The following is a 25,276-nucleotide window of genomic DNA, read 5'->3' as shown; positions in this document are numbered from 1 at the left end:
GGTCACCATAACGACGCTCACCTGTCGGCGAGCCGCGCCATTGTACCTATCTGAAGCGAAGTTACAACCGTCCAGACAGATTAAAAAACATGAATCAGGTCAAGGACATGCGCAGCCTGGAAAGATCGCAGCCTGCGCCAGCTTCTACGAGTCTTGCAGCACCTCGTCCGCCCTGCCGCCCTGTTGCTGGATCACCAGGTGGATAAAGTGCAGCCTGGCGATCACCGCCGATGGCAGGACGAATGGATAGAAGTCCGGCTGGCCCATGCTGCGTGACAATTCGTTGAGCATTCCGGCCAACTCGATCCATGCATTGACGAACGACAGGAACGCCGCACCGCCAGGATGCTGCGGATCGTAGAGGGTCTCTAGCGTAAACGGCTGGTAGTCGAAGTCCATTTCCCGGGCACTCATGCCGAACCCCAGTGCGGTGTCCACCGCATCCATCATGTGCAGGTAATGCGCCCAGGTTTCCGCCCAGTCTTCCCACGGATGCATGGTGGCGTAGGCGCTGACGTAGCGCTGTTGCCAGTCCAGCGGTGCACCTTGTTGATAATGCCGTTCGAGTGCGTCGGCGTAACTGGCGCGCTCGTCACCGAACAAGCAGCGAAACGGCTCAAGCCAATGGCTGTTGGCGATCAGCCGATCCCAGTAATAGTGACCGACCTCATGGCGAAAATGCCCAAGCAAGGTGCGATACGGTTCGTGCATTTGCACCCGTACCTGCTCGCGGTGAGCGTCGTCAGCTTCCCTGATATCGAGGGTGATCAAGCCATTGGCATGGCCGGTGGTCGGGGGTTTTCCGTCAAGGTCTTCGCCGATGAAATCAAATGCCAGCCCGATTTCTTCGTCATCGATTTTGGCAATGACCGGCAGCCCCAGCGTGATCAATTGCGCGACCATCCGGCGCTTGGCGGTTTCCACCTTGCGCCAGCGTTCGTGGTTTTCGGTGATCGACAGGTCGGGAATGGTGCGATTAAGGCGACAGGCGATGCACAGCGTTTCGCGCAGACCGGCAGGAAGCAGCCAGTTGCACGCGGCAGGTGAATCGAGGTTGGCACAGCGGCGGTACACACCCGCCTGCGGGTCGGCGTCGAGCACCCAGGTATCCGCCAGCTCACCCGGTTGCAGCGAGGTTAAACGGCTCTGTTCAGGCTGATAACCCAAAGCTGCCGAACACGCCAGGCACTGGCTGTTGCGAAAGAACAGCGACTGCCCGCAACGACAGGGCCAGACCTTGCTGTTGCGCGAGTGCTCGCCCATGAACGGGGCGGCAATGCGCGAGCTGAGTTGCTCGAAGAAACGGTACATGGCGATCTCTCCCTGAGGCTTGCAGAGACTAGATCATTCCCGCTTCAAGAACGTTCCCCTTTTTTGTAGGAGTCGGCTTGCCGGCGAAGGCGGTCTTGAGCCTTGCACCAATCTTTCTGGCCTCTTCGCTGGCAAGCCAGCTCCTACAAGGGTTGCGTAGATCTGTAGGGCATCACACGGTAATACCGTGCGTGCTCAAAAACGCCACAAACGCCTCTTCATCCAGCACCTTCAACCCCAGCTCACTGGCCTTGGTCAACTTCGACCCCGCTCCCGGCCCGGCAACAACACAATGGGTTTTCGCAGAAACCGAGCCGGCGACTTTCGCTCCCAGGCTTTCGAGCTTGTCCTTGGCGATATCGCGACTCATCAATTCCAGCGAACCCGTCAACACCCAGGTCTGCCCGGCCAGCGGCAGGCCTTCGACGACTTTCTTTTCGCTCAGCCAGTGCATGCCGAAATCGGCCAGTTGCTTCTCGGCGGCTTCGGCCAATTGACGATTTTCCTCGACCGCAAAGAACTCGCGCACCGAATTGGCCTGCTTCTCCGGGAGCGCCTGACGCATGTCCAGCCAGTCTGCGCCGATCACTGCTTGCAGCGAGCCGAAGCGGTCAGCCAGTTTCTGAGCCCCGCCCGGCCCGACCGATGGAATGTGCAGCTTGTCGAGGAAACCACCCAGGGTGGTACTGGCCGCGAACTCGGCACCCAACTCACCCTGATCCTGAATCTGCAAACCATGCTTGAGCAGTTCCGCGATCACCTGCTGGTTGTGCGTGTCTTCGAAGAAACTGTGGATCTCATGCGCGACTTCCAGGCCGACATCCGGCAAGTACGTCAGCACTTGCGGTAGCGCCTGCTGCACGCGCTCCAGCGAACCCAGCGAGCGGGCCAGGACCTTGGCCGTCTCCTCACCGACATCGGGAATCCCGAGGGCATAGATGAAGCGCGCCAGTCCCGGTTTCTTGCTGTCTTCGATGGCGCTGAGCAGTTTCTTGCTCGACAGTTCGGCAAAGCCTTCCAGGTCGACAATGTCTTCGAATTTCAAGGCATACAGATCGGCCGGCGAACTGACCAGACCTTCATCCACCAACTGCTCGACGCTCTTGTCGCCCAGGCCTTCAATGTCCATGGCGCGACGGGAAACGAAATGGATAATCGCCTGCTTAAGCTGCGCGCCGCAGGCCAGGCGGCCGACGCAGCGGTACACCGCGCCTTCGCTGACGGTCTCGCGACCCTTGCTGCGCTTGATCAACTGTGTGCGCTCGACATGGGAACCGCACACCGGGCATTGCTCGGGAATCTGCACCGGCCGGGCATTTTCCGGACGACGATCCATGACCACCTGCACCACTTGCGGAATCACGTCACCGGCACGACGGATGATCACCGTGTCGCCGATCATCAGACCGAGACGCGCCACTTCGTCCATATTGTGCAGCGTGGCGTTGGCCACGGTGACACCGGCAACCTTGACCGGCTTCAAGCGTGCCACGGGCGTCACCGCACCGGTGCGACCGACTTGAAACTCCACATCCAGCAGCTCGGTAAGCTCTTCCATGGCCGGGAATTTGTGGGCGATGGCCCAACGCGGCTCACGGGCGCGAAAGCCCAGCTCACGCTGGGAAGCGATGCTGTTGACCTTGAACACCACGCCGTCGATTTCATAGGGCAGCGCGTTGCGGCGCTCACCAATGTCACGATAATAATCGAGGCACTCATCAATGCCATTGGCCAGTTTCAGCTCATGACTGATCGGCATGCCCCAGGCCTGGAGCTGCTGCAAATTGCCGATATGCGTATCGGCAATGTCCGCCGACACCTGGCCGATGCCGTAGCAGCAGAATTCCAGCGGACGATTGGCGGTGATCTTCGAGTCCAGCTGACGCAAGCTGCCTGCCGCCGCGTTGCGCGGGTTGGCGAAGGTCTTGCCGCCAACTTCCAGTTGCGTGGCATTGAGCCGCTCGAAACCGGCCTTGGACATAAAGACTTCGCCACGCACTTCCAGGGTTTGCGGCCAGCCCGTGCCATGCAGCTTGAGCGGAATATTGCGCACGGTGCGCACGTTGACGCTGATGTCTTCGCCGGTCGTGCCGTCGCCCCGCGTTGCGCCACGAACCAATACGCCATTCTGATACAACAGGCTGACCGCCAGGCCATCGAGCTTGGGTTCGCAGCTGTATTCAACCGTTGCGCCACCACCGAACAGGTCGCCGGCCGGCAGATCCAGACCTTCGGTCACCCGGCGATCAAACTCGCGCATGTCGGTTTCTTCGAAGGCGTTGCCGAGGCTGAGCATCGGCACTTCATGACGCACCTGGGTAAACGCCGACAGCGCCGCGCTGCCCACTCGCTGGGTCGGCGAGTCGCTGGTGATCAAGTCGGGATTGGCCGCTTCGAGGGCCTTGAGCTCGTTGAACAAACGGTCGTACTCGGCGTCCGGAATGCTCGGCTCGTCGAGGACGTGGTAACGGTAGTTGTGCTGATCAAGCTCGGCGCGCAGCGCTAGAACGCGGTTTTCGGCGGCAGTCATGGGTGTTCTCTCATAATGCAAAAGAGCAGCCGAGGCTGCTCAATCTGTTGATGCGGCGCAGATTCATTGTAGGAGTCCGGCTTGCCGGCGATGGCGGTTTCAAGTCCGCATCGCCAGCAAGCCGGCTCCTACAGCGCGTGGCAGTCATGCCCACACACGTCCAAATTCAACGCTTCTGGGTCAGTGCACGACGTTCGAACTCGACGATGCGCTGACGGTAGTGCTCGATCGTCTGGGCAGTCAGTACGCTGCGCTGATCGTCCTTCAGTTCGCCATTCAGCTCCTGGGACAATTTGCGCGCCGCTGCCACCATCACGTCAAACGCTTGCTTCGGATGACGCGGACCCGGCAGACCGAGGAAGAAGCTCACGGCCGGCGTGCTGAAGTGGTCGATGTCGTCCAGGTCAAACACGCCTGGCTTGACCGCGTTAGCCATGGAGAACAGCACTTCGCCGTTGCCGGCCATGCTTTCGTGCCGATGGAAAATGTCCATCTCGCCGAAACGCAAACCACTCTCCAGAATGTTCTGCAACAGCGCCGGGCCCTTGAAGCCTGCCGCGTCACGGCAGATCACGCTGATCACCAGGACTTCTTCAGCTTGCGGCTGATCTTTTTCGCCGACCGATGGCGAAGCCTTGGTGTCATCCGGGAAATCGTCGTCACGGCTGCTGAAGCTCGGGCCGCCGTCCAGATCCAGGCTGAGGTTCATGTCACCCTGCGAAGGTTCGCTGTGACCCCGCTTGCCGCGCTTGGAGCCCGACTCGCGAGGCTCACGGGCAGGCATGCTCACCGACGGCAGATCGTGCTCGTCCAGTTGCGGCTCTTTATGCGTATCCAGCACACGCGGCGGGCCCAACAGCTCAGCGCTGGTGTCCTCGTCCGGCAGGTTGGACAGGTTTCGATCAAGGCGGAACTTCAATTTTCCCTTGCCACCGCGCATACGGCGCCAGCCATCGAAAAGAATACCGGCAATGACAATAATGCCGATGACGATCAGCCACTCGCGCAGACCGATTTCCATGTAATCCCGTGCCTCTATAAAAATGCTGAAAAATAAGGGGTTTACAGCCTGTAAACCGCTTTAAAACGTGGCGCCAACCCTATGTTCTGACAGGCGTTTTGTGCCACGTATACGAAAAATTGACATTAAACTAGCACGACCAAAGGCAACTTTACACCGTCTACAGCCCCGGCTTACGCGAATATGTCGATTGGCCAGCAAGTCGATACCCGTAAACAAGTCCTACAGACCATACACAATCGTCCTGCAAGCCTCGACTCAGGCATCCACCATCGCCATCGCCTCCTCCACATCCACGGCAACCAATCGCGAACAACCCGGTTCGTGCATCGTCACCCCCATCAATTGCTCCGCCATTTCCATGGCGATCTTGTTGTGGGTGATGTAGATGAACTGCACCGTTTGCGACATTTCCTTTACCAGCCGTGCGTAGCGTCCAACGTTAGCGTCATCCAGTGGCGCGTCAACTTCATCGAGCATGCAGAACGGCGCCGGGTTCAACTTGAAGATCGCAAAAACCAGTGCCAATGCGGTCAGGGCTTTTTCGCCACCGGAGAGCAAATGGATGGTGCTGTTCTTCTTACCTGGCGGCTGCGCCATGATCGTTACCCCTGTATCGAGTAGATCTTCGCCCGTCAGTTCCAAATACGCGCGCCCGCCACCGAAAACTTTTGGGAAAAGCGCCTGTAAACCGCCATTGATCTGATCAAAGGTATCTTTGAAACGGTTACGGGTTTCCTTGTCGATCTTGCGAATCACGTTCTCAAGCGTTTCAAGGGCTTCCACCAGATCGTCGTTCTGTGCATCCAGATAACGTTTACGTTCTGATTGTTGCTGGTACTCGTCAATGGCCGCGAGGTTGATCGCACCAAGGCGCGCAATCCGCGCGGCGATGCGCTCGAGCTCTTCCTCGGCGTCTTTCTCGTTGGCCTCGGCGGTCAGCGTGGCGAGCACGCCGTGCAAGTCGTAGCCGTCTTCCAGCAACTGGTCCTGCAACGCCTTGCGGCGCACGGTCAGGGCCTGCCATTCCATGCGCTGGGTTTCGAGCTGGCTGCGAATCAGTTGGGATTGTTGCTCGGCCTGGCTGCGGCGCTTCTCGGCGTCGCGCAGTTCGCGGTCGGCGTCTTCCATGGCGATCTGTGCAGTCTTGAGTTCTTCGTCGACGGTCATGCGCTTGTCGAGCAACTCTTCGAGTTTCAGGCGCAGCTCTTCGAGTGGTGCCTCGCCCTCCTCCAGATTGAGGCTCAGCTGTTCGCGCTTTTCGGTCAGGCGTTCGGACTGCATCTCCAGGCGCTCCAGCGCCTGACGCGTCGAATCGTGCTGGGCCTTGAGCGAGCCCAGGCGCACCGCCAATTGATGCGCGTGATCTTTGTGCTGCCGCGCTTCCTGACGCACCCGGTCCAGACGTTCGCGCAAGCTGTCGCGCTGGGCCAGCAGCAATTCGCGCTGCTCGGTGTCCAGCGCCATGCTGTCGAGGGCCTCCTGCAATTGCAGGCGCGCTTCGCCGATGTTTTCGTGTTCCAGCGCACGCTGTTCGTCCAGCTCGACGAGCTCGTCGTCGAGACGTGTGCGACGCAAGGTCAACTGTTCCGCCTTGGCTTTACCGGCAGACAATTGCGCCTTGAGCTCACCTTGCTGACGCGCTTCGTCCTGCAGCAGACGACGCAGATGTTCGCGACCGTTTTCCTGCTGACGCTGCTGCGCCCTGAGATTCTGAAGCTGGGTTTCCAGGGCTTCGACGGTGGCTTCGCGCTCGTCGCGCTCAAGCCCCAACTGCTGGATTTCCTGACCGCGGGCAAGCACACCGCTTTCGGCCTCACTGGCTCGACGCACCCGCAGGAAATGTCGACCGACCCAATAACCATCGCGACTGATCAGGCTCTGGCCGGCGGTCAATTGAGCGCGCAACGCCAGGGCCTGCTCGAGACTGTCGACCGGTTTGACCTGCCCCAGCCACGGCGACAGATCGATCTGGGCCTCGACCTTGTCGAGCAGGCTGCCCGCCACCCGCACGCCATCGCCAGCCGGACTGAGCAAACGCAGGTCGCCCTGGGTGAACCCGGCCAGATCAAAACCTTTGAAATCATCCACCAGCACCGCTTGCAGATCGGCGCCAAGCACGGTTTCCACCGCCAGCTCCCAACCTGCTTCAACCTTCAGGCCTTCAGCCAGGCGTGGGCGATTCGCAAGATTCTGTTCGCGCAGCCATTCGGCGGTGCCGGTGCCAGGGTCAAGCGCGGCTTGCTGCAAGGCTTCCAGCGAAGCCAGTCGACCATTGAGCCGCTGCAAATCACCCTGCGCCTGCTGTTGCGCCGACAGCGCTTGCTGTAGTTCCTGCCGCAATTGCTCAAGCTTTTCGACCTGTGCTTCTTCGCTGGTCTGCAAATCCTCGAGCGTCGCTTCGGATTCAGCGAGCTGTTCGCTGAGCTCCATGATCGCTGCGTCTTCCGGATCGGCCGAAAGCAAGGCGCGTTCTTCGCCGAGACGCTTCTGCCGTTCGGCCAGCCGTTCCAGGCTGGTTTCCAGTTGCTGGATGCGCGACTGCTGCACTTCGGCCTGACGCCGAGGCTCGGCGGCGGTGAGGTTGAAGGTATCCCACTGCTCTTGCCAGCCGTGCATGGTGGTTTCGGAGTCTTCCAGCGCAGCGGCGGCTTCTTCTGCAGCGGCGCTGGTAACTTCCTGCTCTGGCGTGAGCATGTCCAGCTCTTCGCCGAGGGTCAGCAACAGCGTGCGGTCGTGGCCCAGGTGAGATTCGGTTTCCAGGCGCGCGCGTTCGGCTTCTTTCAGATCGTCCTGCAACTGGCGCAAGCGCTGCTGACCGTGCTGGATGCTCTGCTCGACCCGGGCGATGTCGCCGCCGACCGAATAGAAGCGCCCCTGGACCAGATTGAAGCGCTCGGACAGATCATGATGGCCATCGCGCAAGCGTTCGATGCTCGCATCGGCATTGCGCTGCTCGGCCACCAGCGCTTCGAACGAAACTTCCTGAGTGCCGATGATTGCTTCACGCTGCCCGACCTGGTCGTTCAGCGCCTGCCAGCGCAGGGCCGAGAGCTGGGCCTTGAGCTGTCGCTCCTCGCCTTTGTATTCCTGATATTTCTTGGCGGCCTCGGCCTGACGGTGCAAGCGTTCGAGCTGGCGCGTCAGTTCTTCGCGCAGGTCGGTCAGACGCTCGAGGTTTTCGTGGGTGCGGCGGATGCGGTTTTCGGTCTCGCGCCGGCGCTCCTTGTACTTGGAGATGCCTGCGGCTTCTTCAATAAAGTTGCGCAGGTCTTCAGGCTTGGACTCGATCAGCTTGGAGATCATCCCCTGCTCGATGATCGAATAGCTGCGCGGGCCGAGGCCGGTGCCGAGGAAGATGTCGGTGATGTCGCGACGGCGGCATTTGGTGCCGTTGAGGTAGTAAGTGGTCTGGCTGTCGCGCGTTACTTTGCGGCGAATGGAAATTTCCGCGTAGGCGGCGTATTCGCCGAGCAATGTGCCGTCGGAGTTATCGAACACCAGCTCGATGCTCGCCTGACTCACCGGTTTGCGACTGGTGGAGCCGTTGAAGATGACGTCAGTCATCGATTCGCCACGGAGGTTCTTCGCCGAACTCTCGCCCATCACCCAGCGAACGGCGTCGATGATGTTCGACTTGCCGCAGCCATTGGGGCCGACAACCGCCGCCATGTTACTGGGGAAGTTCACCGTGGTCGGATCGACGAAGGACTTGAACCCCGCGAGCTTGATGCACTTTAGCCGCACGCTTAAGCATCCGTCAGGGCAGAGATCACCAGATCGCAGCTGCGCTGGGCATACGCCGTCAGCACTTCGCGGATCTGTGCAATATCACGGGCCAGCACGGCCGCAAGCAGACGCTCGAACAGTTCCAGATACTCGCTCATCGACGCCTTGCGCTGATCCAGGGCGAGAAAATACGCGCGGCTCATGGCCGGCTGCAGATTCTCGACGGTTTCCTGCAAATACGGATTGTCGGCGAACGGATACGCAGCGCGCATCACATTGAAACTGTCGTCGACGAAGGTGCGGATGTCCTGCCGCTCGAAACTGTCGGTCAGGCGCTGCTGGATCTGTACGAACGGCGCCATGTCGGCTTGAGTCTTCCAGCCACTGGCCACGGCGTTGCCGAGCAGGATGTACAACTCGCTCATCAGCGTGCACAGGCTTTGCACTTTATGCGCAGTGAGCTCCGTCACGTGGGCGCCACGTCGCGGCAGGATGGCGATCAGGTGCCGACGCTCAAGGATCAGCAATGCCTCGCGAACCGATCCGCGACTGACGTTGAGAGCCAGCGTGACCTTCTGTTCCTGGATGCGCTCACCGGGCTTCATTTCACCGCGAATGATGCGTTCGGCGAGGTGGTGAGCAATTTGCTCGGCGAGGCTGTCCGGCGCCTTGAACGTCATGGTTGTCCTTCAAACTCTTCGATCTGCACAAGCGGCGCAGTGTAGCGCAATTGGTACGTCATGGCGCAGGGCCTGCCCGGTGGTTTTGGCACGATTCAAGCACAAAGCAGGCAATTGAAGGAGGGTCAATAATGAACAAAGGAGTCATTGACCATCAAACTGCACATTCCTGACCTTTAAGTCAGAAAACCATTGACCGAAAAGTCAGACCTGCTAAATTCAGCTCCAATCGGCTAACAACAATAATGAGTCTGCGAGGTCTTCCGTGATCCAGTTTTTACTCAACCAGGAACTCCGTAGCGAGCACGCCCTGGACCCGAACCTGACTGTGCTCAACTATCTGCGCGATCATGTGGGCAAACCCGGCACCAAAGAAGGCTGCGCCAGCGGTGACTGCGGCGCCTGCACCGTGGTGGTCGGCGAGTTGCAAACGGATGACGATGGCCGCGAACACATTCGCTATCGCAGCCTCAACTCGTGCCTGACATTCGTCTCGTCCCTGCACGGCAAGCAGTTGATCAGCGTTGAAGACCTCAAGCACAAAGGTGAGCTGCACAGCGTGCAGAAAGCCATGGTCGAATGCCACGGCTCGCAGTGCGGCTTCTGCACTCCCGGGTTCGTGATGTCGCTGTTTGCACTGCAAAAGAACAGCGATGCACCGGATCAGGCCAAGGCTCACGAAGCACTCGCCGGCAACCTCTGCCGTTGCACTGGCTACCGGCCGATCCTGGAAGCTGCCGAGCAATCCTGCTGCGCCAAGCAACCGGATCAGTTCGACGCCCGCGAAGCCGACACCATCGCTCGCCTGAAAGCCATCGCGCCTACTGACACCGGCGAGCTCAACAGCGGCGACAAACGCTGCCTGGTGCCCCTGACCGTGGCTGACCTGGCCGACCTTTACGATGCCTACCCACAAGCCCGCCTGCTGGCTGGCGGCACCGACCTGGCGCTGGAAGTCACCCAGTTCCACCGCACGCTGCCGGTGATGATCTACGTCGGCAACGTCGCCGAGATGAAGCGCATCGAACGTTTCGACGATCGCCTGGAAATCGGCGCCGCCACTTCGCTTTCCGATTGCTACGAGGCGTTGAACGCCGAGTACCCGGATTTTGGTGAATTGCTGCATCGCTTTGCGTCCTTGCAGATCCGCAACCAGGGCACCCTTGGCGGCAACATCGGTAACGCTTCGCCGATTGGTGACTCACCGCCCCTGCTGATCGCCCTTGGCGCACAAATTGTGCTGTGCAAAGGCGAAACCCGCCGCACCATGGCGCTCGAAGACTACTTCATCGACTACCGCGTCACGGCGCGTCAGGAGAGCGAGTTCATCGAGAAGATCATCGTGCCGCGTGCCAGCGTCGAAAAACTGTTCCGCGCCTACAAAGTTTCCAAGCGTCTGGACGATGACATTTCTGCCGTGTGCGCCGCCTTCAACATTCGCCTGGAAAACGGCGTAGTGGCTGAAGCCCGCGTCGCCTTCGGCGGCATGGCCGCCATCCCGAAACGCGCCGCCACCTGCGAAGCCGCGCTGGTCGGTGCGCCGTTCAACAACGCCACCATCGAACGCGCCTGCGCCGCCCTGGCCGAAGATTTCACGCCGCTCTCGGACTTCCGTGCAAGCAAGGAATACCGCCTGCTGAGCGCGCAAAACCTGCTGCGCAAATACTTCATCGAACTGCAAACACCGCACATCGAGACTCGGGTGACCGCTTATGTCTAATCATCACGCCGTAGAGAAGACCCAGGCCGAACTGGCTGAACTGTTCGCCAAGGACCTGACCACCGGTGTCGGCCGCAGCGTCAAGCACGACAGCGCCGCCAAGCATGTGTCCGGTGAAGCGCAGTACATCGACGACCGCCTGGAGTTTCCGAATCAGTTGCACGTCTATGCACGCCTGTCGGACCGCGCCCACGCGAAAATCATCAGCATCGACACCTCGCCCTGCTACGCCTTCGAAGGCGTGCGCATCGCCATCACCCACGAAGACTTGCCGGGCCTGAAAGACATCGGCGCGTTGCTGCCGGGCGATCCGCTGCTGGCGATTGATACCGTGGAGTTCGTCGGTCAACCGGTGATCGCCGTTGCCGCGAAAGACCTGGAAACCGCACGCAAGGCGGCCATGGCCGCAATCATTGAATACGAAGATCTCGAACCGGTTCTGGACGTGGTCGAGGCCCTGCGCAAACGCCACTTCGTGCTCGACAGCCACACCCATCAGCGCGGCGATTCGGCCACTGCTTTGGCGTCTGCCGAACACCGCATCCAGGGCTCACTGCACATCGGCGGCCAGGAACACTTTTACCTGGAAACCCAGATCTCTTCGGTGATGCCGACCGAAGACGGCGGCATGATCGTTTACTGCTCCACGCAGAACCCCACCGAAGTGCAGAAACTGGTGGCCGAAGTGCTGGACGTGTCGATGAACAAAATCGTCGTCGACATGCGGCGCATGGGTGGCGGTTTCGGTGGAAAGGAAACCCAGGCAGCGAGCCCGGCGTGCCTGTGCGCCGTGATCGCGCACCTCACCGGCCAGCCGACCAAGATGCGCCTGCCGCGTGTCGAAGACATGCTGATGACCGGCAAGCGTCACCCCTTCTACGTCGAGTACGACGTGGGTTTCGACAGCACTGGCCGCCTGCACGGCATCAATCTGGAACTGGCCGGCAACTGCGGTTACTCACCTGACCTGTCAGCGTCGATCGTCGACCGCGCGATGTTCCACTCCGACAACTCGTACTACCTGGGCGATGCGACCATCAACGGTCATCGCTGCAAGACCAACACCGCGTCGAACACCGCTTACCGTGGCTTCGGCGGCCCGCAAGGCATGGTCGCCATCGAAGAAGTGATGGACGCCATCTCTCGCCATCTGGCCCTCGATCCGCTGGCCGTGCGCAAGGCCAACTACTACGGCAAGACCGAGCGTAACGTCACCCATTACTACCAGACCGTCGAGCACAACATGCTCGAGGAGATGACCGCCGAACTGGAAGAAAGCAGCCAGTACGCCGAGCGCCGCGAAGCGATCCGTCACTACAACGCGAACAGCCCGATCCTGAAAAAAGGTCTGGCGCTGACGCCGGTCAAATTCGGTATTTCCTTCACCGCCAGCTTCCTCAACCAGGCCGGTGCCCTGGTGCACGTCTACACCGACGGCAGCATCCACCTGAACCACGGCGGCACGGAAATGGGCCAGGGCCTGAACACCAAGGTCGCGCAGGTCGTGGCCGAAGTGTTCCAGGTGGAAATGGACCGCGTGCAGATCACCGCGACCAACACCGACAAAGTACCAAACACCTCGCCGACCGCCGCTTCCAGCGGTGCCGACCTGAACGGCAAAGCGGCGCAGAACGCGGCAGAAACCATCAAGCAACGCCTGGTGGAGTTCGCTGCCCGTCACTACAAGGTCAGCGAAGAAGACGTGGAATTCCACAACGGTCATGTGCGCGTTCGCGATCACATCCTGACCTTCGAAGCGCTGATCCAGCAGGCGTATTTCGCCCAAGTGTCGCTGTCGAGCACCGGGTTCTACAAGACCCCGAAAATCCACTACGACCGTAGCCAGGCCCGTGGTCGTCCGTTCTACTACTTCGCCTTTGGTGCGGCGTGCTGCGAAGTACTGGTCGACACCCTGACCGGCGAGTACAAGATGCTGCGCACCGACATCCTCCACGACGTCGGTGCCTCGCTGAACCCGGTCATCGACATCGGTCAAGTCGAAGGTGGTTTCATCCAGGGCATGGGGTGGCTGACCATGGAAGAACTGGTGTGGAACAACAAAGGCAAGCTGATGACCAACGGCCCGGCCAGCTACAAGATCCCGGCCGTGGCGGACATGCCGCTGGACCTGCGGGTGAAACTGGTGGAAAACCGCAAGAACCCGGAAGACACGGTGTTCCATTCCAAGGCTGTCGGTGAACCGCCGTTCATGCTCGGCATCGCCGCGTGGTGTGCGATCAAGGACGCCGTGGCGAGCCTGGGTGACTACAGGCATCAACCGAAAATCGACGCACCGGCGACCCCGGAGCGGGTGTTGTGGGGCTGTGAGCAAATGCGCCAGCTGAAGGTGGCGAAGGCTGTCGAGGCTGAAACCGAGTTGGCTTCGCTCTAAGACCGAGGCGCCTGTATCGCCAGCAAGCCGGCTCCTACAGATAGGCGGTGCATCGCGATTCTGCGACCGACACGAAACCTGTAGGAGCCGGCTTGCTGGCGAAGACGGCCGAACAGACAACAGAGATGTTGAGGTGTTTATGTACAACTGGATCGACGCCCTCGCCGACCTGCAAAACCGGGGTGAGCCCTGCGTGTTGGTGACCATCATCGAAGAGCTTGGCTCTACGCCGCGCAACGCTGGCTCGAAGATGGTCATCAGTGCGAGCCAGTCCTTCGACACCATCGGTGGCGGACACCTGGAATACAAGGCGATGAAAATCGCCCGCGAAATGCTCGTCAGCGGCAAGCAGGACACACATCTGGAGCGCTTCAGCCTCGGCGCCAGCCTCGGTCAGTGCTGCGGTGGCGCGACAGTGTTGCTGTTCGAACCGATGGGGCAGGTGCAAGCACAGATCGCTGTGTTCGGCGCCGGCCATGTCGGCCGCGCCTTGGTGCCGTTGCTGGCCAGCCTGCCCTGCCGGGTGCGCTGGATCGATTCGCGGGAAGATGAATTCCCCGAGCAGATCCCCCACGGCGTGCGCAAGATTGTCAGCGAAGAACCGGTGGATGAAATCGACGATCTGCCCCCCGGCAGCTACTGCATTGTCATGACCCACAACCACCAGCTCGACCTCGAACTCACCGCCGCAATCCTCAAGCGCAACGACTTTGCCTACTTCGGCCTGATCGGCTCGAAGACCAAACGGGTGAAATTCGAACACCGTCTGCGTGATCGCGGTTTCGACAGCAGCGTCGTGCAACGCATGCGCTGCCCGATGGGCATCGGCGAAGTCAAAGGCAAACTGCCTGTGGAAATCGCCATCTCCATCGCCGGCGAAATCATCGCCACCTATAACGCGAATTTCGGCCAGCAGACGTCCAGCGCCGAACCGATCGCCAAACTGCTGCCCGCGTCACGCCGCAGCCACGCGTCGAAGCAAGCTGCCTCGAACTGACAAGAACGACACTAGAGAACCCCCATGCCTCTGACTCGCAAAGCCTACCGCGCCGCCATTTTGCACAGCATCGCCGACCCGGCCATCGTTGGTATCGAAGCCTCTTACGAGTATTTCGACGACGGCCTGCTGGTGGTCGAAAACGGCAAAATCAGTGCCATTGGCCACGCCAGCGACTTGCTGCCGACCTTGCCAACCGATATCGAGATCACCCATTACCAGGACGCACTGATCACGCCTGGTTTCATCGATACCCACATCCACCTGCCACAAACCGGCATGGTCGGCGCGTATGGCGAGCAACTGCTGGACTGGCTCAACACCTACACCTTCCCTTGTGAACGCCAGTTCGCCGACAAGGCCCATGCCGACCAGGTCGCGGATATTTTCATCAAGGAACTGCTGCGTAACGGCACGACCACGGCGCTGGTGTTCGGCAGTGTGCATCCGCAGTCGGTGGAATCGTTCTTCGAAGCCGCTGAACAGCTCGACCTGCGGATGATCGCCGGCAAGGTGATGATGGACCGCAACGCGCCGGACTACCTGACCGACACCGCCGAATCCAGCTACGTCGAAAGCAAGGCGCTGATCGAGCGCTGGCACGGCAAGGGCCGCTTGCACTATGCGGTCACGCCGCGCTTCGCACCGACCAGCACCCCGGAACAACTGACTCTCGCGGGCCAATTGCTGACCGAATACCCGGATCTGTACATGCAGACCCACATCAGCGAAAACCTCAAGGAAATCGAGTGGGTCAAGGAGCTGTTCCCGGAGCGCAAGGGTTACCTCGACGTCTACGACCATTACCAGTTGCTCGGCGAGCGCTCGGTGTTCGCCCACGGCGTGCACCTGTGCGATGACGAATGCGCGCGCCTGGCGGAAACCGGTTCGGCCATCTCATTCTGCCCGACCTCGAACTTCTTCCTCGGCAGCGGTCTGTTCAACCTGCCGATGGCCGAAAAGCACAACCTCAATGTCGGCATCGGGACCGACGTCGGCGGCGGCACCAGTTTCTCGCTGCTGCAAACCCTGAACGAAGCCTACAAGGTCATGCAACTGCAAGGTGCACGCCTGAGCCCGTTCAAGTCGCTGTATCTGGCGACCCTCGGCGGTGCTCGCGCACTGCGCCTGGAAGACAAGATCGGCAACCTGCAACCGGGCACCGACGCCGACTTCCTGGTGCTGGACTACAACGCCACACCGCTGCTGAGCTATCGCCTGAAACAGGCCAACAACATTGCCGAGACGTTGTTTGTGCTGATGACGCTGGGCGATGACCGGACGGTGCAACAGACGTATGCGGCGGGGAATCTGGTGCATCAGCGCTAGGTTTTTCCGGGCATAAAAAATCCCCCGGCGCTTTGCAGCCTGGGGGATTTTTATTGCCTGCCCTAACGTCATCGCCAGCAAGCCGGCTCCTACAATGATTCACGCCGCTCTTGTAGGAGCTGGCTTGCCAGCGATGGGGCGCGACGTGATCTTTCAGAGCTTGGCAGTCGAACGCCCAGGCTTCTTGGTCTGCAACAAGTGCGAGAACACCGCGTGCAAATCATCCGACGCACTTTCTTCGTCGAGGTTGAGTTTGCTGTCGATGTGATCCATGTGATGCATCATCAGATTCACGGCCAACTCAGCGTTGCGTGCCTCGATGGCATCGATCAGCTGGGTGTGCTCGTCGTAAGAGCAGTGAGAACGGTTGCCGCTTTCGTACTGGGCGATGATCAGCGACGTCTGGGATACCAGGCTGCGCTGGAAACTGATCAACGGCGCGTTTTTCGCCGCCTCGGCCAGTTTCAGGTGGAATTCGCCCGACAAACGGATACCGGCACCGCGATCGCCACGGGAGAAGCTGTCGCGCTCATCGTTGACCATCTGCCGCAACTCGGCGATCTGCTCGGCGGTAGCGTGCTCAACGGCCAGTTCAGTGATCGCTCGCTCCACCAGACGCCGGGCCATGAACACCTGGCGGGCTTCTTCGACGCTCGGGCTGGCGACTACCGCGCCACGATTCGGACGCAACAGCACCACGCCTTCATGAGCAAGACGCGACAGGGCGCGGCGAATGATGGTGCGACTGACCCCGAAAATTTCCCCCAGCGCTTCTTCGCTCAACTTGGTGCCGGGCGCCAGGCGCTGTTCGAGGATGGCCTCGAAGATATGCGCGTAGACGATATCGTCCTGAGTACCGCTGCGACCTGCTTTGCCTGCTCGCGGTTGTTTCTTTAGGGGTTGCAACTGTTCGTTCATGGGCGCTCGAATCGGGAAAACTGCGGCGAATTGGCGGTGGCTGTAATACGGCACAGTGGGTCGCTGGCAAGTATCGCGTAAAAAACACCGCGATTGTACACAATGAAAGGTGGCAACACGACTGTACGGCTGAATGTCGCCTTGGCTGTATCGCAACGTCCAGTTCCTTTTGAGTTTAGGCTTAAACCCGAAATCCGTGATTTGCGCACAATTTCTGTAGGCGCTGCCGAAGGCTGCGCCTACGCAGGGGATCGCAGACATTTTCATCTGTATTAAGGAACATAGCCGTCATGAATGACGCCACGCACACGCAATTGCGCCCACTCGCCGATACCTCGCCTTCCGCGATTGTCGCCGGATTCATCGCCATGATGACGGGCTATACCAGTTCCCTGGTGCTGATGTTCCAGGCCGGGCAAGCTGCCGGACTGACGAGCGGGCAGATTTCTTCGTGGATCTGGGCGATTTCAATCGGTATGGCGGTATGTTCCATCGGCTTGTCCCTGCGTTACCGCACCCCCATCACCATCGCCTGGTCGACCCCGGGCGCGGCGTTGCTGATTACCAGCCTAGGCGGTGTCACTTATGGCGAAGCCATCGGCGCCTACATCACTTGCGCCGTGCTGGTAACCCTCTGCGGCCTGACCGGCAGTTTCGAGCGCCTGGTGAAAAAGATCCCGGCCTCATTGGCTGCCGCGTTGCTGGCCGGGATTCTGTTCAAGATCGGCAGCGAAATTTTCGTCGCGGCTCAGCATCGCACGGGATTGGTGCTGGGTATGTTCTTCACTTACCTGTTGGTCAAGCGCCTGTCGCCACGCTATGCCGTGCTGGCGGCATTGTTGATCGGCACGGCCCTGTCCGGTCTCATGGGCCTGCTGGACTTCAGCGGATTCCACCTGGAAGTGGCCACGCCCGTCTGGACCACGCCGCATTTCTCCCTGGCCGCGACCATCAGCATCGGCATCCCGCTGTTCGTGGTGGCCATGACCTCGCAAAACATGCCCGGTATTGCTGTATTGCGCGCCGACGGCTACACCGTGCCAGCCTCGCCGCTGATCACCACCACCGGCATCGCGTCGTTGCTGCTGGCGCCGTTCGGCTCCCACGGGATCAACCTGGCGGCCATCAGCGCGGCGATCTGCACCGGGCCCCACGCCCATGAGGATCGCAACAAGCGCTACACGGCGGCGGTGTGGTGCGGGGTTTTCTACGGGATCGCCGGGGTGTTCGGCGCAACACTCGCGGCGTTGTTTGCCGCGCTGCCCAAAGAACTGGTGCTGTCGATAGCGGCACTGGCGTTGTTCGGGTCGATCATCAACGGCTTGAGCATCGCCATGAGCGAGGCGAAGGAACGTGAAGCGGCGCTGATCACCTTCATGGTCACGGCATCGGGGCTGACGCTGTTTTCCATCGGTTCGGCGTTCTGGGGGATTGTCGCGGGGGTTATTACATTATTGATTTTGAATTGGCGTAAAGCCTGAAAGATCGCAGCCTCGTTCCACTCGACAGCTCCTACAGGATTACACCGCCCCGAAGGCTGCGATCTTTTGATCCACGAAAAAAAACGGCGACCCGAAGGTCGCCGTTTTTTTCAGTATCACTTAGCCGCGTTGATCGGCTTTTCCGGATACCAAACGTCCAGCAGCGGGCTGATTTCAGCCTTGGTCAGCTCGGAACGGTTTTTCAGCCAGGCTTCAACAGCAGCGCGCTGCTCTTCGGAGACCGAGCCACGCTTCTGCAGGCATACCAGACCGAAGTCGTCGCCGCCAACATAACCCAGACCATTGGCTTCCATGGCTTCTTTGATGAAGGCTTCGAGGAAAGCGTCAATGGCTTCTTCGGACAAATCTTCCTTGAAATCCAGGTTCAGTTCGAAACCCAGCTCTTGAAATTCATCGACGCACAATTTTTTGCGCAGACGCTGGGAACGGTTAGTCGCCATTGGAACAATCCTCATAAGTAATAACGGGCCGCACTTTAGCATTTTAAGCCGGCGATTGCCCGACTCTCTGGGCCGCGACGTCTACCGTCGGTAAAAAAATAGCGGGCAAGAGGACCAAGGCACGGCACAAGTCATGACACCTTGGGGCATAATGCCGACACTTTCATGACCATTGAGGGAATTTATCTTCATGCCCTCACCTTATTTTCCCTCGGCTGTAGGGTTTTATTACAGATGATCAAATCTTTGCGCTCCTTGTTTCTGGCCGGTCTTCTTCTGCCCCTGGCCTTCCCGGTATCCGCTGCAACCATCAACACCGCCCTCACGCCCAATGTCGAAAAGGCCCTCAAGGCCAGCAAGTTGCAGGACAACGCCCTGTCGCTGGTGATGATCCCCCTCACCGGTCCCGGCAATGCGACGGTGTACAACGCTGATGTGTCGGTCAACCCGGCCTCCACCATGAAACTGGTCACCACGTATGCGGCCCTGGAAATGCTCGGCCCCAATCACCAGTGGAAAACCGAGTTCTACACCGATGGCACGCTCAGCGGCGGCATCCTCAACGGCAACCTCTACCTCAAGGGCGGCGGCGATCCCAAGCTGAACATGGAAAAACTCTGGCTGCTGATGCGCGACCTGCGCGCCAACGGCGTGACCCAGGTCACCGGAGACCTGGTGCTGGATAAAAACTTCTTCGTGCAACCGCAACTGCCCGAGTTCAACGACGACGGCAACGACGATAACAAACCGTTCCTGGTCAAACCCGATTCGCTGCTGGTCAACCTCAAGGCCCTGCGCTTTGTCGCGCGCAACGACTCGGGCAAGGTCCTGGTATCGGTAGAGCCACCGATTGCCAGCATCCGCATCGACAACCAGGTCAAGGCCATCAACGGCAAGCAATGCACCGGTGGCGTGCGTTACAACCCGGTGACTCAGCCCGATGGCAGCGTGACCGTGACGGTCGGCGGCCAATTGGCCGAAGGTTGCAGCTCGCAGACTTACCTGTCGCTGCTCGACCACGCGACCTACACCGCCGGCGCCGTGCGCGCCATCTGGAAGGAGCTGGGGGGCAGCATTCAGGGCAAGGACGTTCTGGCGCCAACGCCTAAAAATGCCAAGGTACTGGCTCGGGCCTTTTCACCAGACCTGGCGGAAATCATCCGCGACATCAACAAATACAGTAACAACACCATGGCCCAACAGCTGTTCTTGAGCCTTGGGCAACGTTTCCGTACCGACGCCGATGGGGATGACGCCAAGGCAGCCCAGCGTGTCGTGCGTCAGTGGCTGGCGAAAAAAGGCATCACCGCGCCGCATCTGGTGATGGAGAACGGCTCTGGCCTGTCCCGTGCCGAACGCGTCAGCGCCCGGGAAATGGCTTCGATGCTGGAAGCGGCATGGCACAGCCCGTATGCCGCCGAGTACATCAGCTCGATGCCGATTGCCGGGACCGACGGCACCATGCGCAAACGCCTGAAGACCACCGCGATGCGCGGTGAAGCCCACGTCAAGACCGGCACCCTGAACACCGTCCGCGCCATCGCCGGTTTCAGCCGCGACGTCAACGGCAACACCTGGGCGGTGGTGGCGATCCTCAACGACAAGGCTCCGTTCGGCGCTTCGTCAGTGCTGGATCAGGTGCTGCTGGACCTGTATCGCCAGCCGAAACTGCCACAGACGGCTTCGACGCTCTAAACACGGCATTGCCTTCCGTAGGAGCAAGCTTGCTCGCGATAGCGGTATGACAGTCAACATCACTGTTGAATGTAAAACAGCTATCGCGAGCAAGCTCGCTCCTACAGGGATTGCAGGCAATTCTTAGTTTATCTCCGCCTCAACCCGATCCCTTCCTGCCTGCTTCGCCGCGTAAACCCCCGAGTCTGCGCGCAGCAGCAAGGCATCCACGCCCTCCCCGACCCGCCAACTGGCAATGCCGAAACTGGCGGTGACCGTTCCGACGCCGTCGATCGGTGAACTGCGCAACCCTTGCCATAACTGCTGGGCCAACATATAGGCTTGCTCGCCGCTGATGTCCGGGCACAGCACCATGAACTCTTCACCGCCCAGACGACAGAACACGTCCGTGCGACGTAACCGATGACCGATCCGCTCACACACCACCTGCAAGACACGGTCACCGACGGCATGACCATGCTGGTCGTTGATGCGCTTGAAGTGGTCGATGTCGAGCATGATCACCGACAACGCCCCTCCACCACGCTCCACCCGCGCCATTTCAGTGATGAGACGCTCCTGGAAGTAGCGGCGATTGTGGATACCGGTCAGGGAGTCGGTGATAGACAGCGCACGCAATTCCTCTTCCACGCGCTTCATGTCGGAAATGTCCGAGATGTAGCCATGCCAGAGCACGCCGCCACCGGGCAGTTCCTCCGGCGTCGCTTCGCCGCGCACCCAGCGCAGACCACGCGAAGGCAGTTGCACGCGATACTCCTCGCGCCAAGGGCTGAGGGTGTCGGCCGAGGCCCGGATCGAAGCGCGGACTCGGGTGGTGTCCTGAGGATGTATCCGGCTGAAAATCGCTTCGGCATCGAGCAACAGAACGTCCGGGGCGAGTTCGAAGATCTCGCGAATACCGTCGCTGGCATAAATCACGCTGAAGCGTCCGTCGAACTCCATCTTGAACTGATAGATACCACCGGGCACATGGGCGCTGAGTTTCTTCAACAGCAAGTCCCGAGCGGCCAGTGCCTCATGCACCCGTTTGCGCTCAGTGATGTCGATGCAAACCGCCAGGTGCCCGACCCACAGCCCCTGTTCGTCAAGCACCGGCGTGGCCAGCATGTTGACCGTCAAATGGCTGCCATCGCCACGAACCAGTGTCCATTCCCGCGCCTCGTGTCCGCCTTCGTCTTCGCCCTCCACCAGCATCGCCTGACAGGTCGGCACCGGTTTACCGTAGCGCACGCTCAGTTCTGCCGAACGGGCCACCAACTCCCGAGGCAGGTGCAGGCTTTCCAGGGTCATGCGGCCCACCACCTCGGCGCTGGCATAGCCGAGCATTTGCTCGGCGCCGGCGTTGAAGGTGCTGATGACGCCGCGCAGGTCGGTAGCAATGATCGCCACCTGAGTCGCGGCGTTCAGCACGCTGCGCAACTGACCATGGGTGCGGCGCAGTTCCTGCTCGCGATCTCGTAACTCCTGGGTGCGCTGCTCGACCAGTTTCACTGCCCGTTGCCGCTGACTCACCAACACATAAAGCAACACGCTGAGTAACGCGCTGAGCAAACCGCCCAGCACCACCAGACTGCTCACCGACGAATGATTGGCCTGCACGAAGGCATCGCTGGGCTGGATATCGACCTGGTATTCATGGTCGGCAAGGCGCAGCAAACGGGTGGACGACAGCTCGCTGACGGCCGGTGGATTGGGCGATTCGAACAGGACTTCGTGCTGATCGTCGATCGACAAATCGAGAATGCGGACCGAGAGATAATCACGGCTCGCCTCTGGCAACCCGTCCGCCAGCAATTGCCGCATGCTGATCACCGCCACCACATAACCATAAGGTTTCGTCGCTGCCGTATCCCGGCGATTGCGCTGCGTGACCGGTGCGACCAGCAACACACCTCGCGCATAAGCTGCTTCGACGTTCACCAAATGTATCGGTTGCGACACCGCCATGCCGCCATGTTGATCGGCCCGTTCAAGCGTCGCGCGACGCATCGACTCCGACAGCAAATCGTAACCGAGGGGCGAAGCGAGCGTGCTTTGGGTCTGGCTGTAAAGCACCGCCACGTACTCATCCCGCTCGGCCGCCAATTGCAACTGGCCGTCAGCATTGAGTTCGCGCACAGAGAAATGACTCAAACCCTCATCCCCTACACGCTGCTCGAACGCGGACCGCTCGGCACGGCTGACCCGCTCGGCGTAGAAGTACCTCTGGGTGCGATGCAATAAAGGTTGGGTGTAGCCATCGAATTCCGCTCGGGACACCGAATCGGAGTTGGAAAAAAATCGGCGCAGGCCATCGAGGCGCTGTTCCTGATCTTCAAAACGTTCTTCGATACGGCTGTAACGTTCACTGGCCAGCAGTTGGAAACGTTGCCGCAATTGTTGGTGGAACAGGTTCTGCGTCGACCACGCCAGCAACCCCGTGAGAATCCCGCCGATCAGCAAAACCAGCATCGCGACCAGCCAGGCCGAAACGTCTTCACTGATAATGCCCAGGATCTTGGGACGCACGGCGTGCAACGACATAAAACGCAACTCACAACGCCAGGTGCGGGAAAGCCCTTTGGCCATGAGTTGAGTTATAGCTATTAGCCACTAATTTGACCAGCGCTGTAGGCGCGAGCTCTGCTCGCGCCTACAGGGTCTGCGTATCAACGTGCCATGATTTTCCAGGCACGGTGGATCTTGGCGTTGCGCGCAAAATCCGGGTCGATGGTCTGGGCGGTGATTTCCTCGACGGCGTAACGCTCGCTGAGGTTCGGCTCCAGTTCGAACTTGCGGAAGTTGTTGGAGAAGTACAACACCCCACCCGGCGCCAGTCGTGCCATCGCCAGGTCGATCAACTGCACCTGATCGCGTTGCACGTCGAAGATGCCTTCCATGCGCTTGGAGTTGGAGAACGTCGGCGGATCGATGAAGATCAGGTCGTACTCGTCACGGCTGGCGTCAAGCCAGGCCATCACATCGCCCTGCTCCAGACGGTTCTTGTCAGAGAAACCGTTCAGCGCCAGGTTGCGACGTGCCCAGTCCAGGTAGGTTTTCGACAGGTCGACACTGGTGGTGCTGCGCGCGCCGCCCTTGGCTGCATGTACGCTGGCAGTGGCGGTGTAGCAGTACAGATTGAGGAAACGCTTGCCGGCCGCCTCTTTCTGAATGCGCATGCGCATCGGACGATGGTCGAGGAACAGACCGGTATCGAGGTAGTCGGTGAGATTCACCAGCAGTTTGATCCCGCCCTCATTGACCTCGACGAACTTGCCCTGTGCCGCCTGGCGCTCGTACTGCTTGGTGCCGCTCTGACGCTCGCGGCGCTTGACCACCACGCGGCTCTTGTCGATGTTCAACGCCTGCGGAATCGCCGCCAGGGCATCGAACATGCGCGCCGAGGCTTTTTCCGGATCGATGGATTTCGGTGCGACGTATTCCTGGACGTGGACCCAATCGTGATACAGGTCGATGGCCATGGAGTATTCCGGCATGTCGGCATCGTAGACGCGATAGCAATCAATGCCCTCACGCTTGACCCACTTGCCCAACGCCTTGAGGTTCTTTTGCAGGCGGTTGGCAAACATCTGCCCGCCTTCGCTCAGGCGCGGCTGCTCGATCACCGGGGCCGGGGCTGGAGCCGGCTTGATCGGGTTGCCGTTTTTGTTGTACTGGCGCTCTTGCGGCTCGCTCGGTGCCTCATCGTAAGCCGCCTGTTCACGCTCGGCCTGACGCTGTTCCGGCGTGCGACGCTCGCCCGTGACGAATTGATCCGGCAGTACCTTGATCAGCAGCAGCTTGCACGGCAACGCGCCGTTCCAGAACGAATACTGCTTGTGGCTGCGGATGCCCATGCGCTTGCCCAGGTCCGGCGCACCGGTGAACACCGCCGCTTCCCAGTTCAGGCAGGCCTGACGCAGGCGTTCGCCGAGGTTCTGATAGAGGTAGAGCAGGCTCGCCTCATCGCCCAGACGCTCGCCGTATGGAGGGTTGCAGATCACCAGGCCTTTCTGGTTCTGGTCCGGACGCGGCTCGAAGGTCGCGACTTCGCCCTGGTAGATCTTGATCCACTCGCTCAGACCGGCACGCTCGACGTTGTTGCGACCCGGTTGAATCAGGCGCGGGTCGGCTTCGTAACCGCGAATCCACAGCGGTGGCTTGGCCAGACCGGCGGCAGCGCGCTCGGACGCTTCCTCGTGCAACTTCTTCCACAGCGCTGGCACGTGACCGAGCCAGGCGGTGAAGCCCCACTGCTCGCGGCGCAGGTTTGGCGCGATATCGGCGGCGATCATCGCCGCTTCCACCAGGAATGTACCGACACCGCACATCGGGTCGGCCAGTGCGCCGCCTTCGGCCGCAATGCGAGGCCAGCCGGAACGGATCAGGATGGCTGCCGCGAGGTTTTCCTTCAGTGGCGCCGCGCCTTGCTGCAGGCGATAGCCACGCTGGTGCAGGCTATGGCCGGACAGGTCGAGGGAGAGAATGGCTTCGCCACGGTCCAGACGCAGGTGAATGCGCAGGTCCGGGTTGAGCTTGTCGATGGATGGACGGTCGCCCTGCGGGGTGCGCAGTTTGTCGACGATGGCATCCTTGACCTTCAACGCACCGAAGTGGGTGTTGTCGATGCCAGAGCCGTGGCCGCTGAATTCGACGGCCAGGGTGCCGTCGTTGAGCATGTGGTCTTGCCACTCGATGTCCAGCACGCCGTGATAGAGGTCTTCGGCGTCCTTCATCTGGAAACGCTTGAGCACCAGCAGCACGCGGTTGGCCAGACGCGACCACAGGCACAGGCGGTAAGCGGTTTCCATGGTCGCCATGCCGCGCACGGCAGACGTGTGCTCACGCGCCTCCTCAAGGCCAAGCCCGACGGCTTCCTCGATGAGCAGGCCTTCAAGGCCTTTGGGGCAAGTGAGGAAGAGTTCGAAACGATCGGACATGGGAATTCCAGAACCTTTAGCTGAGTGACCGGGCAACGCATTGCCGGTCCGGGTTTCAATCAGGCGCTTTTCTCGAAGAGCGCCCGCGTGGCA

Annotated in this window: 15 protein-coding genes; 6 read left to right on the top strand and 9 right to left on the bottom strand. The window is 60.2% G+C overall.

Annotation, left to right across the window (positions count from 1 at the left end; translation table 11 throughout):
* Positions 1-144: 144 nt before the first annotated feature.
* From QYH43_RS10555 to QYH43_RS10535, 5 genes are all read right to left on the bottom strand, one after another.
* Entirely contained in the window at positions 145-1,311 is a 1,167-nt protein-coding gene (locus tag QYH43_RS10555; RefSeq protein WP_301157026.1) for a putative zinc-binding metallopeptidase, read from the bottom strand.
* A 172-nt stretch (positions 1,312-1,483) separates the two neighbouring features.
* On the bottom strand, positions 1,484-3,841 hold the full coding sequence (gene ligA, locus QYH43_RS10550) for an NAD-dependent DNA ligase LigA (RefSeq protein ID WP_301157025.1): 2,358 nt from the start codon (positions 3,839-3,841) through the stop codon (positions 1,484-1,486).
* 166 nt (positions 3,842-4,007) lie between these two features.
* Positions 4,008-4,862 carry a cell division protein ZipA gene (gene zipA / locus QYH43_RS10545; protein WP_095059402.1) on the bottom strand — a complete coding sequence of 285 codons (855 nt, stop codon included), beginning with the start codon at positions 4,860-4,862 and terminating at the stop codon, positions 4,008-4,010.
* A 258-nt stretch (positions 4,863-5,120) separates the two neighbouring features.
* Positions 5,121-8,609 carry a chromosome segregation protein SMC gene (smc, locus tag QYH43_RS10540; RefSeq protein ID WP_095059401.1) on the bottom strand — a complete coding sequence of 1,163 codons (3,489 nt, stop codon included), beginning with the start codon at positions 8,607-8,609 and terminating at the stop codon, positions 5,121-5,123.
* Positions 8,610-8,611: 2 nt separating this feature from the next.
* Positions 8,612-9,271, bottom strand: a complete 660-nt coding sequence (locus QYH43_RS10535) for a GntR family transcriptional regulator (protein ID WP_095059400.1) — start codon at positions 9,269-9,271, stop codon at positions 8,612-8,614.
* 265 nt (positions 9,272-9,536) lie between these two features.
* Between QYH43_RS10535 and xdhA the strand changes: the two genes are divergently transcribed.
* The 4 genes from xdhA to guaD all read left to right on the top strand — a co-directional run bounded on the left by xdhA (position 9,537) and on the right by guaD (position 15,709).
* Positions 9,537-10,991 carry a xanthine dehydrogenase small subunit gene (gene xdhA / locus QYH43_RS10530; protein ID WP_301157024.1) on the top strand — a complete coding sequence of 485 codons (1,455 nt, stop codon included), beginning with the start codon at positions 9,537-9,539 and terminating at the stop codon, positions 10,989-10,991.
* Positions 10,984-13,383: a xanthine dehydrogenase molybdopterin binding subunit gene (gene xdhB, locus QYH43_RS10525; RefSeq protein ID WP_095152690.1), complete on the top strand. Its 2,400-nt coding sequence runs from the start codon at positions 10,984-10,986 to the stop codon at positions 13,381-13,383. Before xdhA ends, xdhB begins: the two co-directional genes overlap by 8 nt.
* Positions 13,384-13,522: 139 nt before the next feature.
* Positions 13,523-14,380, top strand: coding sequence for a xanthine dehydrogenase accessory protein XdhC (xdhC, locus tag QYH43_RS10520; RefSeq protein WP_095059397.1), 858 nt, complete (start codon positions 13,523-13,525; stop codon positions 14,378-14,380).
* Positions 14,381-14,404: 24 nt separating this feature from the next.
* Positions 14,405-15,709, top strand: a complete 1,305-nt coding sequence (guaD, locus tag QYH43_RS10515) for a guanine deaminase (protein ID WP_095059396.1) — start codon at positions 14,405-14,407, stop codon at positions 15,707-15,709.
* 153 nt (positions 15,710-15,862) lie between these two features.
* Here the strand turns inward: guaD and QYH43_RS10510 are convergent, their stop codons facing one another.
* Complete coding sequence (locus QYH43_RS10510) at positions 15,863-16,627, bottom strand: GntR family transcriptional regulator (RefSeq protein ID WP_301157023.1); 765 nt, start codon at positions 16,625-16,627, stop codon at positions 15,863-15,865.
* 290 nt (positions 16,628-16,917) lie between these two features.
* On the opposite strand from QYH43_RS10510, the gene QYH43_RS10505 reads away from it, so the two are divergent.
* Complete coding sequence (locus QYH43_RS10505) at positions 16,918-18,108, top strand: benzoate/H(+) symporter BenE family transporter (RefSeq protein ID WP_301157022.1); 1,191 nt, start codon at positions 16,918-16,920, stop codon at positions 18,106-18,108.
* Positions 18,109-18,224: 116 nt separating this feature from the next.
* On the opposite strand, the gene QYH43_RS10500 is transcribed toward QYH43_RS10505, so the two are convergent.
* A complete protein-coding gene (locus QYH43_RS10500) occupies positions 18,225-18,569 on the bottom strand; it encodes a YggL family protein (RefSeq protein ID WP_053157451.1) in 345 nt (114 codons plus the stop codon).
* Positions 18,570-18,803: 234 nt separating this feature from the next.
* Between QYH43_RS10500 and dacB the strand changes: the two genes are divergently transcribed.
* Positions 18,804-20,264: a D-alanyl-D-alanine carboxypeptidase/D-alanyl-D-alanine-endopeptidase gene (gene dacB, locus QYH43_RS10495; RefSeq protein ID WP_095059393.1), complete on the top strand. Its 1,461-nt coding sequence runs from the start codon at positions 18,804-18,806 to the stop codon at positions 20,262-20,264.
* A gap of 123 nt (positions 20,265-20,387) precedes the next feature.
* On the opposite strand, the gene QYH43_RS10490 is transcribed toward dacB, so the two are convergent.
* Both QYH43_RS10490 and rlmKL read right to left on the bottom strand, forming a co-directional pair.
* Positions 20,388-22,787: a diguanylate cyclase gene (locus tag QYH43_RS10490; protein ID WP_301157021.1), complete on the bottom strand. Its 2,400-nt coding sequence runs from the start codon at positions 22,785-22,787 to the stop codon at positions 20,388-20,390.
* Between the two features lie 125 nt (positions 22,788-22,912).
* Positions 22,913-25,183, bottom strand: a complete 2,271-nt coding sequence (gene rlmKL / locus QYH43_RS10485; RefSeq protein ID WP_095059391.1) for a bifunctional 23S rRNA (guanine(2069)-N(7))-methyltransferase RlmK/23S rRNA (guanine(2445)-N(2))-methyltransferase RlmL — start codon at positions 25,181-25,183, stop codon at positions 22,913-22,915.
* Positions 25,184-25,276: the final 93 nt, after the last annotated feature.

This window comes from Pseudomonas sp. C32 (assembly GCF_030417915.1).
Taxonomy (GTDB): domain Bacteria; phylum Pseudomonadota; class Gammaproteobacteria; order Pseudomonadales; family Pseudomonadaceae; genus Aquipseudomonas.
The sequence above is the reverse complement of the archived record's forward strand: the minus strand, read 5'-3'. Positions and strand labels throughout refer to the sequence as shown.